Below are 16,205 nucleotides of genomic sequence, written 5' to 3'. Positions count from 1 at the left end.
AATGCTTAGGTGATGATCTGTATCACTGCTCTACACGGTCACTGTCGTTAAATCTGCTACCTACTAATAACCTACAGCTTCCATAAACTTCAGCGCTAAGTAGCGCTGAAGTTTATTTTGCAAGCCTGCAAATACCGCCCCGCAAAATCTCTAATTGCCAATATCGAATACTTCTAATCAGTGAAAAAGTTGCTTGCGCTTAAAGCTGTAGAAATTACATTTGAGTATTTCGAAAATACATACTCCTTTTACGCTATGAGCATGGGAATTATTTAATTTATATAAAAAACAATGAGTTATAAGTTGGCATCGAATTGGCATTAGCTAAAGTGTCTAAACAAAAAGGAGAGACTGATATGAAACGTACTACTTGTTCACTAATTATAGCCGCTGCTTTAACAACTGCTTCAATGAGTGCTAACGCAGAAAACGAATGGTCAGATAAAGCAAAAGATGCATGGATTGACGGTAAAGCTGAAACAACTTTATTATTCAATGGCAACCTAGATTCTTTCGACATTAATACTGACGTAAATGATGGCGTGATTGTGCTAACCGGTAAAGTTGATACCGATGTGGATAAAGCGTTAGCAGAAGAGTTAATGTTGTCACTTGAAGGTGTAGAAGAGGTTGATAATCAATTAACCGTTATCAAAGATGAAGATGATTCTGACACCGCCCAAATAATGCAAACCCTGAAAGATTCAAAAGTGGAGTCTGTGGTTAAAACCCGTTTACTATTCGAATCTGAAGTCAGTGGTACTGACATTGAAGTTGAAGTTGAAAACGGTGTGGTGACCCTATCAGGTACGCTAGACTCAAACGCTGAACGTGATTTAGCGGTCACTATTGCCGAGAATACAGACGACGTGAAAAACGTTGTTTCTAATCTTACAATTGGCAAATAGTATTCACTAAAGTCTACAATTTGATTATTTCAAAGCGCCTTCGGGCGCTTTTTTACGTTGTATGTAAGCGTTTTATATAAAATTCTTTGTATCGATAAAAGGGGATAACTTTAAGTAACTCTTCAATTGGGATCATCGCAAATGCCCAAAAAATTGACACCTCGAAGTATAGAATCAGTAAAGCACAAATTGGCAAAGCAATAGCCCATTGGGTGATAAAGTGAATTTTCAGGACAAGATTACTGTTTCCCAGTGCGCGCAAGATGTTTCCTGCAACCGTATTGTAGGCTCTTATAATCGGCAGCACGATATATAAAGGAGCTATTACCAGCAACGCAGTTTGTACCTCTGCTTCAATATCTGGGTAAATAAAATGAATATTTTGGCTGAGTAGTAAAAATATGGCAGCGATAAAAAGCGATATGATCATTCCCACTTTGGTACATTTAGAGATAAAGGTTTTGTGCTCTTTGCTACCCCTTTGTCCTAGTGCCTGACTTATACTGATTGCCGAAGCTTGCGCCCAAGCATTAGGAAATTGGGTGCCTGCCCGGACCCAGGGGAAGATCAAAGTGATTGCAACGAATGCAAATAAATCTAATTGAGCAAATAACAGTTGATAAACGGTGGCGCCAACATAAAGCACAAAAAAATTCGCGGCGATAGGATAAATTTCGGCAAATTGCGGGCCAATTTCTGTTAGAAATGGCCTATTTTTGGGATAAGTGAGGTCGACTTTGTTATCCAGTTTCAGGGCTAAATAAAGGAAGCTAGCCCTTAAAAATATCGATATTAAACTTCCCCAAGCGGCGCCTTCTACACCTAGACCTTTATAATCAGCAAATCCATTAATCAACACATAACTCAATAGTGCGTTGACGGGCAACTCAATCATAAAGCCTTTAAGCGGTACCATAGTATTGCCAATGCCATTACAAAATGCAGTACACACTTGAGTGTATGCGGTCAGCAAAACAATATACTTAGTAATTGAAATATAAGATTCGGTCAGTTCTGCAAGTTCGGGGTTGTCGGTAATTCCAGCCACTATATCGGAACTGAAAAAGGTCAAAATAAATATAAAAATCAATGATGTAGATATATTTATAACTAAGCCTGACCAATAGGCAATGGCTAATTCTGCTTGGCTTTTTGAACCAAATGCTCTGCCAACCAGCAGCTGTATGCCATTACCAATAGCTATTTCTATGCCCAACACAAACGCCACTATGGTCGTTGCAATGCCCATAGCGGCCACGGGCAATTCGCCCAAGGGAGCAACGAGCAGGGTATCAATCATCAACATGGATTGAACGAGCAAGGCATTAAAAGCTAAGGGCCACGCAAGTGCAAAGTTTCTTTTAATTTGCGAATTGGAATTTATCAATGGATTATCTTTATTAAAAACGCGCCACAATAATTAAAGGTTGTGGACTCATTTGACTCGAGTGAAATGTAAATCGAGCCATTTTTGATGGATACAGCGATATTACGAATAACATTATTCTACATAGCAAACTATTATGTAACAAAGGAATTTACAAGGGAATAACTAAGGCGAGCGCGATTCATAACGGAATCATTGCTAAGGCTAGCCTGAAAGTACCTGTTTTATGTTTAATTCGACTGAAATAGGTGGCTCTTTACGGCTTCAGAATATCAAATATTGAATAGCGAAAAATAGCTTAATGTTTATACTATTGTAATTAACAGGAGGGAATCTTATGGCGACTACAAAAAAACAAGCAGTAGTACTGGTTCATGGTATTGGTGAGCAAAGGCCAATGGAAACGGTCAGAGAATTTGTAAAATCGGTTTGGGTGAAAGACAGCAACATTGAAAATACTCGGTTTTGGAATAAACCTAGTGAGGTGTCAGGTTCTTTTGAACATCGCCGGCTTACTACAGACTATGCCACTATAAAAAATAATGCCGAGAAAAAAACCACATCTAGAGTGGATTTCTACGAATATTATTGGGCGCATCATACCGTCGGCACTACGCTGGAACATTTACGTGGTTGGGTCTTTTCGATGCTAAGACGTAAACCAAGTGATTATCCCTCGGCGTTAAAACCCATGATTTATTTATTGTGGGGCTTAATCTTTACGATTTTATTAATTTTGATTTCCATTGGCTTTTTTGAACCCACAGAAAAAGGGCAGGGAGGAGCCAGTCTGCATGGAATCTATGAAAGTTATATTAGTCCTATTTTGCTTTTTGTGCTGAGTATTGCAGTGGCTAAAATTGTCAGTTATTTGGGCGACGTCGCACGATACATTACTGCTACGCCATCGAATATTAAGGTAAGAAAAGAGATCCGTGATGGCGGTGTTAAATTGCTGGAAAGTATCGCTCAAACTGGGAAATACGATCGTATCGTTTTAGTGGGTCATAGCTTAGGTTCCATCATTGCATATGATGTTTTAAGCCAATACTGGGCTCGCAAAAACAAGTTTAAAAATGCCGCGGGTGAGTCTCTTCCATTATCTGAAAACGCCTTAAAACTCATTCATGCCATGGAAGAAATGGATCATCAGCCTAAAGTTGAAGAGTACCGCAAACTCCAGTACCAGCTGTTTGAGCAACTAAAGCTAGACAGCGAAGCCCATGGTGAAGCATCTGGGATATCGCAGTGGCTGGTGTCCGACTTGGTAACCTTGGGCAGTCCCTTAACCTATGCAGATTTTTTATTGTTCGATAATAAAATGGACTTTGTTGATAGGAAGTTAGATCGTGAATACCCAACTTCTCCGCCGGTGAAGGAAAATGAGCATTACTACTATCAAACTACAGACGCCAAGTTTTTGCATCATGGTGCCGTGTTTAGTTTGGTTCGATGGACTAATATTTATTCAAAGCCTTTCAACATTTTCTGTGGTGACCTTATATCAGGCCCAGTGAGTAGAGCTTTTTCAAATCCGCAAATTTCCAAAGATTTGGTGTCTGAAGAACAACCGGCTTCGCCTATTTTAGATATTGACGTGGAGGCTGCGTATCCTAAGCGAAATCCACGGTTATTTACGCACACAAATTATTGGCGATGGCACGACAATTTCGACCGCGATGGAGCACCAGACCACATCTTAAAACTCCGTGAAAGCCTGGGATTGGTGGATTGGTAGTGATACGGGAATAAGCAGGCAGTCGTTGTTGCTATTGCCTAATTGAGCACATGGGCTAAATGTGACTTAACGTTGAGCATGATTTAGGATTAAAATCATGCTCATTTGTCAGCATTGTAATAATGGACTTTATTGCGGCCTTGGGTTTTAGCTCGATACATTGCTTGATCAGCATTCCTGAATAATGCCTCAATACTTTGTGCGTCAGTAGGAAATAACGCAATCCCAATACTGGCAGTACAATAAACATCTTTGCCTTGAATATTGTATGCTTCAGCCAGTGCGCTAGATAGCTTTTTACCCGCACTTTCGATGTCTTTAGGTGCAGAAGTACCAATAAATACCACAATAAACTCATCGCCACCTAAGCGAGCCGCTATATCATTGTTTCTTATGCATTTTGTTATCCGTTTTGAACATTCTCTCAACACTGTATCGCCAGCTTCATGGCCCAATGTATCGTTAACATTTTTAAAGTTATCTAGATCCAACATCGCAATAGCTAATTGTTTTTTATCACGTTGCGCGTTGGCAATAGCGCTGCTTAAATGTTCATGCAATAAATTGCGATTAGGTAAGTTTGTTAAGCTGTCATAATGTGCCTGCTGCCATATGATTTTATCTGCTTTTTGTCGTTCAATTGCAATACGTGCGAGATTAACAAATTGCTCTATGAGTTTGAATTCATCGGCTGTAGGAGTGGATATTTCACGAAAATAAATGGAAAAAGTGCCTAGTACGTTTCCTTGGTTACCAATTATAGGTTCAGACCAACAAGCCGCCAGCCCTGCTTTTTGTGCAATGTCTGCCCAAGCTTTCCAATTGGGATGGGTTGCGATATCAGAAACGACAACACGTTTACCTGTAAAAGCAGCTTCTCCGCATGATCCGACTCCTGGAGCATTAGCTAGACCGTCAATGGCTTCATTGAAAAAATCTGGCAATCTAGGCGCTGCACCTAGAGTCAGTTTTTTGCCTTCTTTGTCGAGTAATAAAATACTGCATACGGCATGTGGAATTTCATTCTCAATAGCTTGTGTAATTGCTGGTAATACTTTAGATAATTTATTGGATTTGACGATCAACTCGAGAATATTATTGTGAAGTTGGTTTATTTTGTCTTTTGCTGATAATTGACGATTTTTATTTTGCATAAAAACGGAGAATGTTAACGAAAAAATATTCGTTACTATAAACGCACCGATAATACGTGGCAGGGTAAAACTGTCAAATTGCTGATAGGTTAGTAAGCACGCAACCGTTACTAAAAGGAAATTAAATAAGCTAGCGGTTATGGTTGGTAATAAATAGAAACTGGCTATGATGATTGGGAAAATCCAATATATTAATCCAGCCCCTTTAAAATAAATGCCCAACAAAATGGTAACTTGAGCAACAACCGCGAATAACCCCCTGAATAACTTAATTCTACTGGTAAACCATACGCCAAGAAAAATAGTAAAGATACCGCCAACCGCGACCAGATCCACCAGAATATGAGCGCGATCGTCAGCCAAAAGACTAATCATCAGGAAAGGGAATAATATTAGGGTTGCGGAGGCCGTAATAGCTAACAGGATTTTATCTTCTAAAGTCCGATCTTCGATTTTTAATGCCATGCTAGATTAATATCCTATTCATGAAATCACCTCTTTGCGATATTTTACAGATAAAAGATAAAAATGAACGAGTATTTAACACGATAGTGAATAACGTTAGCATAAATTCAATAGGTAGATGCTTTGAAGAATACTTTGATGGTTAAAAGCCAGCTAATTTTACTTAGCTGGCGGTAGGTCGATTTATCGATTAATCCACTGCAAAATTACATCAATCGGACTTTTAATCTTGCCCAATAATTATTCTGAATCCGGATTTGAATCCTCGGCTGACTGAGAAGCCGACTCTGAGCCTTGTTCAGGATTTTCGTTACTGTCTTTTCTGTGCCGATCGCTCAGCATTGTATTCAGTTTCTCGCCACCTTTGGCGCCAAAATCCAGAGTTCTGATTGGAAACGGGATTAAAATATCTGAGGCTTCTAAAGCTTTTTTAATTTCCACAACCGCTTTGTGTCTGGCTTGCATAAATCCCGTTTCTCCTGGATATCTAATCCAAAACCAAACCAGTAGATCAACACTACTTGCACCAAAACCCTTAGCGAACACGTCTGTTTCTTCCTTATTTATCACAAAATCACACTGATTAATTACCTCGACTATTGCCTTAACTGCTTGTTCGGGATCATCGGCGTAGGATATGCCAACAGGAACTTCTATTCGCCGTCTTCCTGTAGCTGAATAATTAGTGAGTATGTTTCGAAACAGAATTTTGTTAGGAATGACTTCGATTTGACCGAAAAAGGTCTCAACTAAGGTGTTTCGCAGATTTATGGTTTGCACAGTACCAAATACTTTATCTGCTTCTATCACATCACCAATTTGGAACGGTTTTCTTATCCCCATGGCAATACCTGCAATTAGGTTTTCTGCCATATCTTGGAACGCAAAACCTAGCGCCAAACCTACGATTCCAGCCCCTGCCAACAATGACGTCACTGTGCCGGTCAATCCAAGGAAGTCTAAAGCTATAAAGAGTCCTGCAATTAGCACCATTACTTTAATAATGGATGCTAGTAAGTCAGCTATCTGTCTTGACTCTAAGGTTCTTCGCAGTACATTTCGAACCGCTCTACCCACAAACTTAGCGATAAGGCCAAAAACAATGGCGAGTAGTATGGCCACTACAAAATTAGGTAAATGTTTGATTCCAGATTCCAGCCACCCTTCAAGCTTGTCGTGAATTAATGTCCAAAATTTATCTATTTCAATAAGTTCCATATTCAATACTTCCCATTTTCTATGAGGTTTGGTTATCTGAAATTGAATGTGTTAGATCCGTTAACTTTTGGTAAGTCACGATTATTTGCGCGACTACTTTTGAAATAGCGCCTTTAACATCAAGTTCACTTGTTGCGTCGATCGCGTTATTTAATTCTGCTAAATGCTGTTCTTCAACTTCAATCAAATGCTTAAGTAGGTCTGGGGGATTTAATTTGACCTGCTTGCTCAAAATATTATGGTAATAGTCTTCTATGGAAGTAGAAGTCATGGTTTCTTGTTCGGATAATTGATAGCGGTCTTGGGCAATTTCGACAAGTTCAGGTATCTGTTTGAAATAGCTTTTCGCCATGTCAAAACAGACTTGTTTAATGGCATAGTGTTTAATGTTTTGACCTATAAGGTTATAAAAATCACCACCTAATCGGCACATTTGAATTACCGCTTTGAGAAGCGTCCGGTTGGCTTCTAATCTATCTTCTTTATTATTGTTAACCACTGACATTCTGAGCTCCTTAGTGAATCTTTATCTTAAATTTAGGTGCGCATGTGTTCTTTGTTTACGCTATGTGAAAAGTATTGCTACTTACCAATCTTGTTTAATCGCTATGCTTTACTTGTTATTCAATATTTACGCCATAGTTTAACTTACTGATTTATATGTATTTATTGGTAATTCTTGATTGGTGATATATTGAGCTTGAGTAAATATTACTTACTTATGTTCGAGGGAGTTGTAAGTTTGCCGAATTCAATCAAGCAGTAAATACCTACTGCTTGATTGAAAATCGTATCGCTTGCATGGCATCCAGCCTAGTTTTTGGGTTGAGAAAAGACCTTCAAGGACTGCGGGTTCTGGGTTACTTGAATGCTATCAGCTTCTCTGTTTTCCCCATCTACTACATACTTTAGTTTGCCTTCGGATTTGACTGTTATGCGTTTAGCTGTGGTGTGCTGAATAGTTTCGTCGTCGCCACTATCAAACATGGTTCGCAGCGCTAGTTGCGCTAATTTTAAGTAATTTTCACTGGCGCTTGAGGTATTAGTAAGCCAAGTAACATCTAACAAACCGTCAGTAAAATCTGGTAGTCCTCCACCTTGTGCTAATACAGTGGTGGCTGGCGCCGCATTGGCAATGACTAAACTTCCAGTATGAATCGATTGCGGATCATTGTCGTCAATTTGGATATTTAAGTTGGCGCTGTTATTGACTTCTATGGCATCGTACAATGCCCCTAAATAAGCGAATTGACCGCTATTGTTCTTTTCATCACGATTAGCCTTTTCTATCATTTTCTGTTCAAAGCCAATGCCTACCACTAAAAGTACAAGTTCATCATTGCAAGTTGCAGTATCAATTTGCATAACATTACCGGCAATAATAGCATCGCAGGCAACTGGTACAGGCGTTACTTTCGAAGAAGGGCCATAGAGTGCGTGACCAAGCGCGTTAGCGGTTCCCATAGGCATTATGCCCAACGTTAAATCTGTGTTGACCAATTGAGTCGCAACTTCTGTCAAGGTGCCATCACCGCCGCATGCAATAATGCATTTTGCACCTTCTTTTATGGCTTGTTGAGCCATTTCTTTGCCATCTTGTTCTGGCGTTGTTTGGTATATTTGCAAATCAAAGTGAGATGACAGGCGTTGAATAATTTCCTCTTTGCTGTCTTGCCATTTACCGCCGCCAGCAACAGGGTTGGCAACTATAGCGAGTCGATTTTTTTGAGTAAATACGCCTTGGCTGTGCAAGTCTTTTAGCTTTTTTAACTGATGTTTATTCAACCTTGCGGTGGCGCGGGTTTGATTGATTTCTTTGATGGCTTCTTCTACTGACAATTCTGGACTTTTACTTAACAAGTAAGCGGCCATAACCAATACTGAGCGACCTCTACCTAGCGCACAATGGACAACGACGGCTTTGTCGGTTTTAATATGATTGTCTATCCAGCTAATGGCTTGCATCAAATCATCTTTCGAAGGAGTTTGATGATCTAATACGGGAACATTCAGATAGTCCATATTTTCACCATGGGCAGAAACATCTAGCCCATCGAATTCAGCCGTCACATCGAGTACCGCTTTGACTTCTAAATGATTTAGCTCTGGCATATCGGAAGGAAATAAGCGGCAGGCAAGAAATAGCTTGTCACGAATTTTTTGGATTGGCGGGACGCTGTCGTTTTTACGAGCCCAAGCGTTATACAACTGCACACCAACAAAAAAGGGCACAAAAACCCACTTCACATAGAATGGGATTGAACCATCAATTTTTTTTCTAAAAATTTTAGGTGATTGGACTGAATAGGCAAAGGTGACCAAAATAAGCGAAAGGCCAATCCAGATAAACAATACTTTGAACAAAAAGCTATCAATCAGCAAGGCAAGAGCTAATGATAAAATCCCGCCCAGTCCATAGTATTTTATAATAAACATACTTCACCCTATTTCGAAAATTGAATCTACTCGACAAAGTAAAGCGAACTACGTGCCAACCTTAATGTTTTCTATCTTATTGATATATAATTAAAAATTATAGTCCTATGTGTTTAAAGGTTAAATGGGCGCAATAAATACAGGCGCTTTCGCATTTTTTACACATTACAAATATTTGAGTTGAATTCCTATACCGTAACGTTGTTGGTGACGGTTGTAGTCAATCAAAGAGTCACCATAACCGTTAAAATATTGGAATACGACATCGTACCTTTTGTTTAAAGGATAGGTGATATTCAATTCTATGCTGCCTTTATTATCTGATTTTAAATTATTTCTGACTAAAGTCAGAAAATTGAAGTTGCCGACCTTTTTTGCATATCCGATCTCAAAATGCCCGAGATAATCGGTAATGTCTGGGTTGTCATCCCCTTCTGGGCTATTTACTGTTTCTTTTTCATCTTCTGGGATCCGATACCAGGCTTTAAGGTAATACACTGAGTCTTTGTCACTAAACAATGCAGACGCATATAAACGGTTCCAGCTCCTAGATTTTAACCCGCTTTGGCCATTGGAATTATGATTTAAGCCCAAGTGAACTTGATCAAATTTTATGCCTAGGAATCGATAATGGGTTTTCCAAAAATAGAATATTTCCGGTTCATAATTAGTTTCACGAAATGGTTTTGATGCCTCATCGTTATACACCTGCCAAAAAGATGTCACACTGAAACCGGCGTATATCCCAGATAAGTTGTCATCGTTAATGTGAATTGGCAGCTTCACACTGATTTGATATTTTGCTTCTAGATTATCGACGTTTTCTGAATCCAGCTCAGTTACGCCAATAGTGTTAGGATCTTTTACGTAAGTAACTGGCAAAATATAATTGGTTTTATATTGGGTTATTGCAAAGGGAATTTTTAATGCTAAGTCATCTGAGGCGTCGCGTTTTTCCGTTAAGGTTTCTTCAACCTTACTTGATTCTTCTTCCAGATCTGAATCGGTAATTACTTGCGCCACGGCAAATTGGCTAACAGTTAAACTTATCAGACTGACAAGAATCACTATCCTTTGTTTTAAACGTTCCATGGGGTTGCTGCTCGATGAAGATAAAGTAAACAGATCTTTTCATTAATTACTGACTTTTAAAAGCACAAAAGGCAACTTTTCTTTAAATATTCAGAATTCGTTAAACCAGTATTTTCGTTTTATGACAATGCTTAGTTGTTTAGCTTACTGCGGGGCTGAGAGGTTGCGGACATTAAATAGTAAATTGTTTATAATCTAATCTCCGTTTTTTATTCACAATAAGAAAAACACGATTATGCCAATCATATTCACCGTTTTGCTGATGTTCATCCCTTTAACTGCCATATCAGCTGAAAACACAATTGTTACTGCAAACTTATCAACTAATCGTTCTGTCGACTTCAAACCTGATGCTGCAGCGCAGGGGGGAAGTCATAAAGGGAGTATCAACGTGCTATCTTGGAATGTGTCAGGAGATGCGTTTGTGAAGTCTCCTGAGGTACTAAAAGCACTTGTCGCTAGAGGCAAGTCGAATATTTTATTATTAGACGAAGTTTCCCCTTTAACCAATAAATCGCACTTATATAACGCTTTACCTAAAGATAGTTTGGCACAAAACACGGATTGGCATATCAATTTTGGCAGCAGTGGGGGACGGCAACGAAATGTTGTGATTAGCCGTTTTCCTCACGAAGTCTTGCCGGAATTCTCAAACATAATCCCCTATCCAAAGTCTGAAAAAAAGCGCATACACCAGCGTATGATTAATGCAGGTGATGTGAAGTACGCCAATACCTTAGATGACGGAATAGCAGTTAACGGAGTGATATTACTCGAGGGTGGAAATAGATTGTTGGTGGTTTCTGCTGATTTAGAATGTTGTGGTAGTGACCCGAGCAGTTGGGCTGAAGATAAAAGAAGAATTGAGGCAAGGGAAATACGCCGATTAATTGGAAAAGTAATTGAACGCACCCATGTGGATGGAATAATTTTAGCGGGAGATTTCAATCTGGTTAGTACAGTAATGCCTTTGCTAATACTTTCAGGGCCTTACTCTAAACCCCATTTTGGTTTGATCGCCGCAGAGTTGAAGCATTTGGATGGGAAACAAACTTGGACTTGGGATGGTCGAGGTACAAAGTTTCCCTCTAGAGTGATGGATTTAGTAATTTACAGTCCGAATAGACTTCAGTTGGTCGGCGGTTACATATTTGATCCCGATGACATTACCGCAACGGAGAAAAAAAGTATGGGGATTCAATCACTTACTTTTTCTAAGCTATCTGAACATCTACCAGTGATAACTCACTTTGAATGGCGATAACATTTACTAACGCATCTAAACAATAAAAAAAACCACTGCCTCCAGTAGTGTTGAAGACAGTGGCTTGCTCTAGAACTTAATCAGAGCAACAGGACCCTAAGTAGGGGAGAGGAGCTAAATCGTTAATGAGGTTTTTGCATTTCCACCTGATATTTATCAGCCAGTTGGTCTTTTTGATTGGCTGACAATACCTTTCCAGCTTGCTGGAAAAATTCGTGTTCTTCTTCTTCCAAGTGATGCTCAACTAAGTGTTTAAGTTTTTTCATAGTAGCTAACCAGCCTGGTGAACTCATTTCAGTTTCGTCTAGCTTTTCAATTAGCTCATCAATTTCGTGATGCTCTGCAATTGCGTGTCTCGATTGTTCAATGGTTTGGTCAGACTTCATCAGTGGCGAATAAAAATAACGTTCTTCAGCAATTGCGTGATCTACTAGTGCTTGTTTAAGTTCGCCATAGAACTCACGACGGCTCTGTGTGTCACCAGAGGTTTCTACAAGTATTTTCATCAGTAGACGTTGTTTTTCATGGTCTCTACGAATAGCTTCAAAAATTTCCATTGGATTCTCCCTAAAGAATGTAATTTCGTTTAATTTGCGTTTCTGTGTTAGCTATTGCGAACTTGATGCCATAACGTCAAGTTCTATCTAAGTTTTTGATTTTAAATGATTAAAATATTATTTTTAGCGCGTGAAATTAAACTGAATATGGGTTGATACGGAAATTATTACAGGACAAATGTATCTTTTTCAGACTTGCGGGGTATAAAGAGTTGATGTTCAAATTCAGTAAATAGCAGGGAGTACAATATGAAATCGTTTTTGGTCGCTTATTTAGGGGTGGCAGTTTGCTATCTGATTTTAGACGGTATATGGCTAGGACTCATTGCTAAAAATACGTATCTGGAGGCGATGCAAGGTATGTTGCGGGAGTCTTACCCGTTAATGCCTTGGATAACATTTTATCTATTGTATTGCGCTGCGGCTGTGTATTTAGTGGTTCTAAAGAACCAACATGCGCAGTGGTGGCAAGTATTCCTCGATGGTGCTGTGTTAGGGGCTGCGGCTTATGGCGCTTATAACCTCACTAATTACGCAATATTAGAAGGATGGCCTTTGGGAATCACACTAAAAGATTGGGCTTGGGGAACCTTTGTAACTGCGGCTAGCTGTTTATCAGGATGGTTACTACTTTCTCAGTTTAGTCAGGACGCGCCTTGAGTCAAAAAAATGCGAAAGCTGACGGGCAGCTTTCGCATTGTATTGGCTGTCTAAGACTTTTTTAAGCCCGAATTTGACCGTTGCCGTTAACTAAGTACTTTTCGGTGGTTAAAGACTCTAAGCCCATAGGTCCGTAAGCATGCAATTTAGTTGTTGCTATACCAATCTCAGCGCCTAAGCCCAATTGACTGCCATCTGAAAACCGTGAAGAGGCGTTTACCATAACCACTGAGGCATCTACGCTGCGTTGGAAACGTTTTGCTGATACTTCGTTTTGTGTACAAATAACTTCAGTGTGATTACTGCCAAATCTTGCAATGTGATCCAGAGCATCATCCATGCTATCCACTGTTTTTATCGCAATTTCCAAATCTAAATACTCTTCTCCAAAGTCCTCATCTTGAATTACGTTACAGCGGGCTATGTGTTCAGCAGAACGTTCACAGGCATTAATTGTAACTGAGTGGCGAATCAGCACATCGCTAACGATGGGTAATATCTGTTCAGCAATGTCTTTATGAACAACCAAACCTTCAATTGCGTTACACACACCAGTACGTTGTGTTTTACCATTGATCAACAACTGAATAGCGGTTTCAAAGTCGGCGTCAGCATCAAAATACAAATGACAGACACCTTTGAAATGCTGAATGACTGGTATTTTACTGTTTTCAGTTACGTAATTTATCAGGCCTTCACCACCGCGAGGGATAACAACATCAATAAACTCACGCTGTTCTAGTAGTTCCTGCATCAATTTACGATCAGGATTAGGTACAACCGTAATGAGTTCTGCTGGTAAATCATGCTCAACCAGTACGTTTTGTAGAATTTCGGAAATCGCTTTGCTTGAGGCTAGAGCTTCCTTACCGCCGCGTAAAATAACCGCATTGCCAGATTTGAAGCACAAGGCTCCTGCATCGGCTGTTACATTCGGTCTGGCTTCGTAAATCATGCATACAACACCCAAAGGCACGCGCATTTTACTAATTTCTAAACCATTGGGACGTTGGCCCAATTCACGTTGGATACCCACAGGGTCAGCAAGATTAACGATGGTTTCGATACCCACCGCCATATCTTCTACTCGCTGAGTATTCAAAGTGAGTCGGTCCATCATGGCATCAGATAACTGGGCCTGCTTGGCATTATCCAAATCCACTTGATTTGCTTTCAATATGTGTTGCTCACCATTTCTAAGTGCTTTTGCCATGTCTCGTAATACACGGTCTTTCTTCTCGGTATCCAATACCGCTAGTTTTCTGGCTGCCTTTGCAGCCTGTAGAGATAGGTCTCTAATTAAACTCATTGTTTCTCCAATAGTGCTATATTTTTGTCTGATATAATCGGACCCGTCTGGCGCTGAAATTCGTTGGCGAAATCCTGGTCCGTTTGTTCAGCAATAAATGTCAAAAGACAACTGCTGTAGTTTGACCGAGCTTTTGCTAACCTTGTACCGTCGCCTTTGCGTACAAGAACGGTATCACCAACTGAAAAGCTACCTTTAATTTCGATGATTTCATCACTGGTTAGAGCATCATCATCGTCCAATGAAGTAATGTCGACGTCGTTCCCAACCACTACCACACCTTGCTCTTTGGATGTGTGTTTCATCCAATGCTCATGTTCTTTCATGGGTGTTTCGTGTGGCTGAAAATGAGTTCCTGGATTTTTACCTTCTAACAGCATGTTGAAGGTGATTTCGGTAAACCCGTTAACAATAAAAGTATCGATGCCGTGAGAAACTGCTTTTTCTGCCGCTTCGATTTTAGTGCGCATTCCGCCTGTGCCTGTTGCACTAGTCGTCCCACCAGCCATTTTGTAAATGTCTTCGTCAATCTTTGAAACCCAAGATAAGAGTTTTGCATCGTCATGAGTATGAGGGTTTTTGTCATAAAGACCGTCGATATCAGAACAGATGATGAGAGAATCAGCATCGGCTGCACCTGCAACCATGGCAGCAAGGTTATCGTTGTCACCTACGCGCAAATTGTCGGTTGTCACAGTGTCATTCTCGTTGATGATAGGAATGATGCCGTTTTGCAATAATGAAAAAATTGTTTCGCGTATGCTCACGTAGCGTTCCCTATCTCGTAGGTCGCCGTGAGTTAGTAATATCTGTGCTGAAGGAAAGTCAAATAAACGGTCCCAAGTGGCCATCATTTCAGTTTGCCCTGCGGCAGCCATAGCTTTTTTGATGGCGATACTTTCTGTTTCACCTTGGAATAGGTGACGGCCAGCCGCTACTGAACCAGACGAAACCAATACTACTTCGATTCCTTTAGCGCGACATTTAACAATAAATTGTGCGATTCCCAATAAAAAGTGTGAGCTACACCCCTGATTTTTAGGTGCAATAAGTGCGCTTCCTACTTTAATTACGATTCGTTTCCAATTAAACGTATTCATTTTTCCTGCTTTTTAACTATTAATAATTTGATTTGAGCTAATTAATTGTATTGAATTAATTAGTGTACGAACGATATTATGCCTTTTTTTGCTCAAATAAGCAACGACGGGGGCTCTGAGCGAGTTGTTATAGATGTTAATATAAAGATCTGTCTGGATAGCTATTTACCCTAATCAACCCTATGTGAATATGTATGCATTTAATGTGAATAACTAATCATTGTGAATAATATAATTAATTGTAAATTATTATATTAAAACGCTTTTTTATTGCGCTATTTCCTTTATTTGGTAGAGTTCAATGCAAATTAATAGGTAGTTACCACTATGAAAAAATACGAATCGCTTTTGGTTTCTTTGCGTAAGGTCATCCGCGCGATTGACTTGTACTCAAAAAAATTAAGTAAAGAAACAGGCTTAACTTCGCCGCAACTTATTGTCTTACAGCATATTTCGTTTAGCGATGGCGTGATGGTGAAGGATATTGCTAACAGCATAAATTTAAGCTCTGCTACTGTAACCAGTATTCTTGATCGTTTAGAGAGTAGGGGCTTTGTGATCCGTGAAAGGTCTTCTATTGATAAGCGTAAGGTAGAAATTCACCTTACCGAAGAGGGAAAAGACGCAATTAAAGAGTCTCCAACCTTGTTGCAGCAGCATTTTATTGCACGATTTGAAGCCATGGAAGAATGGGAACAATCGCAAATGCTGGCGACAATGGAGAGAATGGCTATGATGATGAATGCTGAAGATATTGATGCAGCGCCACTATTGCAAGTGGGCGGAATTCAAGCTCCTGAGTAGTTTAAAAGAGCACTTTTTACAGTGCGGCCAGTCTCTAAATTGTTTAGTGTTCTAATTGATTTTTGTGGCTCTATTTTAACCACCACACTTGATGACCCATACCCAGCTAGATT

At 39.7% G+C, this 16,205-nt stretch carries 14 protein-coding genes; 5 read left to right on the top strand and 9 right to left on the bottom strand.

Features of this window, described 5'->3' with window-relative positions; genetic code table 11:
* Positions 1-356 precede the first annotated feature (356 nt).
* Positions 357-908 (top strand): BON domain-containing protein, encoded by a 552-nt coding sequence (locus tag ABWV72_RS00885; RefSeq protein WP_353368348.1) that lies wholly within the window; start codon positions 357-359, stop codon positions 906-908.
* 52 nt (positions 909-960) lie between these two features.
* Here the strand turns inward: ABWV72_RS00885 and ABWV72_RS00880 are convergent, their stop codons facing one another.
* Positions 961-2,295, bottom strand: a complete 1,335-nt coding sequence (locus ABWV72_RS00880; protein WP_353368347.1) for an MATE family efflux transporter — start codon at positions 2,293-2,295, stop codon at positions 961-963.
* 337 nt (positions 2,296-2,632) lie between these two features.
* Between ABWV72_RS00880 and ABWV72_RS00875 the strand changes: the two genes are divergently transcribed.
* Entirely contained in the window at positions 2,633-4,033 is a 1,401-nt protein-coding gene (locus tag ABWV72_RS00875) for a hypothetical protein (protein ID WP_353368346.1), read from the top strand.
* Positions 4,034-4,134: 101 nt separating this feature from the next.
* Here the strand turns inward: ABWV72_RS00875 and ABWV72_RS00870 are convergent, their stop codons facing one another.
* The 5 genes from ABWV72_RS00870 to ABWV72_RS00850 form a co-directional block, all read right to left on the bottom strand.
* Positions 4,135-5,652 (bottom strand): diguanylate cyclase domain-containing protein, encoded by a 1,518-nt coding sequence (locus tag ABWV72_RS00870; protein ID WP_353368345.1) that lies wholly within the window; start codon positions 5,650-5,652, stop codon positions 4,135-4,137.
* A 240-nt stretch (positions 5,653-5,892) separates the two neighbouring features.
* Positions 5,893-6,870, bottom strand: coding sequence for a mechanosensitive ion channel family protein (locus ABWV72_RS00865; protein ID WP_216049102.1), 978 nt, complete (start codon positions 6,868-6,870; stop codon positions 5,893-5,895).
* A gap of 19 nt (positions 6,871-6,889) precedes the next feature.
* Positions 6,890-7,375: a hypothetical protein gene (locus ABWV72_RS00860; RefSeq protein WP_303500432.1), complete on the bottom strand. Its 486-nt coding sequence runs from the start codon at positions 7,373-7,375 to the stop codon at positions 6,890-6,892.
* A 308-nt stretch (positions 7,376-7,683) separates the two neighbouring features.
* Positions 7,684-9,306: a diacylglycerol kinase family protein gene (locus ABWV72_RS00855; protein WP_353368344.1), complete on the bottom strand. Its 1,623-nt coding sequence runs from the start codon at positions 9,304-9,306 to the stop codon at positions 7,684-7,686.
* 165 nt (positions 9,307-9,471) lie between these two features.
* On the bottom strand, positions 9,472-10,398 hold the full coding sequence (locus tag ABWV72_RS00850) for a phospholipase A (protein ID WP_353368343.1): 927 nt from the start codon (positions 10,396-10,398) through the stop codon (positions 9,472-9,474).
* 235 nt (positions 10,399-10,633) lie between these two features.
* Between ABWV72_RS00850 and ABWV72_RS00845 the strand changes: the two genes are divergently transcribed.
* The gene (locus ABWV72_RS00845) at positions 10,634-11,662 is read left to right on the top strand and encodes an endonuclease/exonuclease/phosphatase family protein (RefSeq protein WP_342805379.1); all 1,029 of its coding nucleotides are present in this window, start codon (positions 10,634-10,636) and stop codon (positions 11,660-11,662) included.
* A gap of 122 nt (positions 11,663-11,784) precedes the next feature.
* Here ABWV72_RS00845 and ABWV72_RS00840 read toward each other — a convergent pair whose 3' ends face one another.
* On the bottom strand, positions 11,785-12,219 hold the full coding sequence (locus ABWV72_RS00840; RefSeq protein WP_342805377.1) for a hemerythrin domain-containing protein: 435 nt from the start codon (positions 12,217-12,219) through the stop codon (positions 11,785-11,787).
* 249 nt (positions 12,220-12,468) lie between these two features.
* On the opposite strand from ABWV72_RS00840, the gene ABWV72_RS00835 reads away from it, so the two are divergent.
* Positions 12,469-12,879: a DUF2177 family protein gene (locus ABWV72_RS00835; RefSeq protein WP_303500437.1), complete on the top strand. Its 411-nt coding sequence runs from the start codon at positions 12,469-12,471 to the stop codon at positions 12,877-12,879.
* A 61-nt stretch (positions 12,880-12,940) separates the two neighbouring features.
* On the opposite strand, the gene ABWV72_RS00830 is transcribed toward ABWV72_RS00835, so the two are convergent.
* Both ABWV72_RS00830 and proB read right to left on the bottom strand, forming a co-directional pair.
* Positions 12,941-14,188, bottom strand: a complete 1,248-nt coding sequence (locus ABWV72_RS00830) for a glutamate-5-semialdehyde dehydrogenase (protein ID WP_216049095.1) — start codon at positions 14,186-14,188, stop codon at positions 12,941-12,943.
* Positions 14,185-15,288 carry a glutamate 5-kinase gene (gene proB / locus ABWV72_RS00825; RefSeq protein WP_216049094.1) on the bottom strand — a complete coding sequence of 368 codons (1,104 nt, stop codon included), beginning with the start codon at positions 15,286-15,288 and terminating at the stop codon, positions 14,185-14,187. The genes ABWV72_RS00830 and proB overlap by 4 nt, the downstream gene beginning before the upstream one ends.
* A 327-nt stretch (positions 15,289-15,615) precedes the next feature.
* Between proB and ABWV72_RS00820 the strand changes: the two genes are divergently transcribed.
* Complete coding sequence (locus tag ABWV72_RS00820; RefSeq protein WP_216049093.1) at positions 15,616-16,092, top strand: MarR family winged helix-turn-helix transcriptional regulator; 477 nt, start codon at positions 15,616-15,618, stop codon at positions 16,090-16,092.
* Positions 16,093-16,205 lie beyond the last annotated feature (113 nt).

Origin of the sequence: Aliiglaciecola sp. NS0011-25 (genome assembly GCF_040370605.1) — a bacterium.
GTDB lineage: Bacteria > Pseudomonadota > Gammaproteobacteria > Enterobacterales > Alteromonadaceae > Aliiglaciecola > Aliiglaciecola lipolytica_A.
This window is presented reverse-complemented; position numbering and strand designations above follow the sequence as displayed.

Coding starts and splice junctions, on each gene's coding strand:
- ABWV72_RS00885 (WP_353368348.1), top strand. CDS start 357: ATGAAACGTACTACTTGTTCACTAATTATAGCCGCTGCTTTAACAACT.
- ABWV72_RS00875 (WP_353368346.1), top strand. CDS start 2,633: ATGGCGACTACAAAAAAACAAGCAGTAGTACTGGTTCATGGTATTGGT.
- ABWV72_RS00870 (WP_353368345.1), bottom strand. CDS start 5,652: ATGGCATTAAAAATCGAAGATCGGACTTTAGAAGATAAAATCCTGTTA.
- ABWV72_RS00865 (WP_216049102.1), bottom strand. CDS start 6,870: ATGGAACTTATTGAAATAGATAAATTTTGGACATTAATTCACGACAAG.
- ABWV72_RS00860 (WP_303500432.1), bottom strand. CDS start 7,375: ATGTCAGTGGTTAACAATAATAAAGAAGATAGATTAGAAGCCAACCGG.
- ABWV72_RS00855 (WP_353368344.1), bottom strand. CDS start 9,306: ATGTTTATTATAAAATACTATGGACTGGGCGGGATTTTATCATTAGCT.
- ABWV72_RS00850 (WP_353368343.1), bottom strand. CDS start 10,398: ATGGAACGTTTAAAACAAAGGATAGTGATTCTTGTCAGTCTGATAAGT.
- ABWV72_RS00845 (WP_342805379.1), top strand. CDS start 10,634: ATGCCAATCATATTCACCGTTTTGCTGATGTTCATCCCTTTAACTGCC.
- ABWV72_RS00840 (WP_342805377.1), bottom strand. CDS start 12,219: ATGGAAATTTTTGAAGCTATTCGTAGAGACCATGAAAAACAACGTCTA.
- ABWV72_RS00835 (WP_303500437.1), top strand. CDS start 12,469: ATGAAATCGTTTTTGGTCGCTTATTTAGGGGTGGCAGTTTGCTATCTG.
- ABWV72_RS00830 (WP_216049095.1), bottom strand. CDS start 14,188: ATGAGTTTAATTAGAGACCTATCTCTACAGGCTGCAAAGGCAGCCAGA.
- proB (WP_216049094.1), bottom strand. CDS start 15,288: ATGAATACGTTTAATTGGAAACGAATCGTAATTAAAGTAGGAAGCGCA.
- ABWV72_RS00820 (WP_216049093.1), top strand. CDS start 15,616: ATGAAAAAATACGAATCGCTTTTGGTTTCTTTGCGTAAGGTCATCCGC.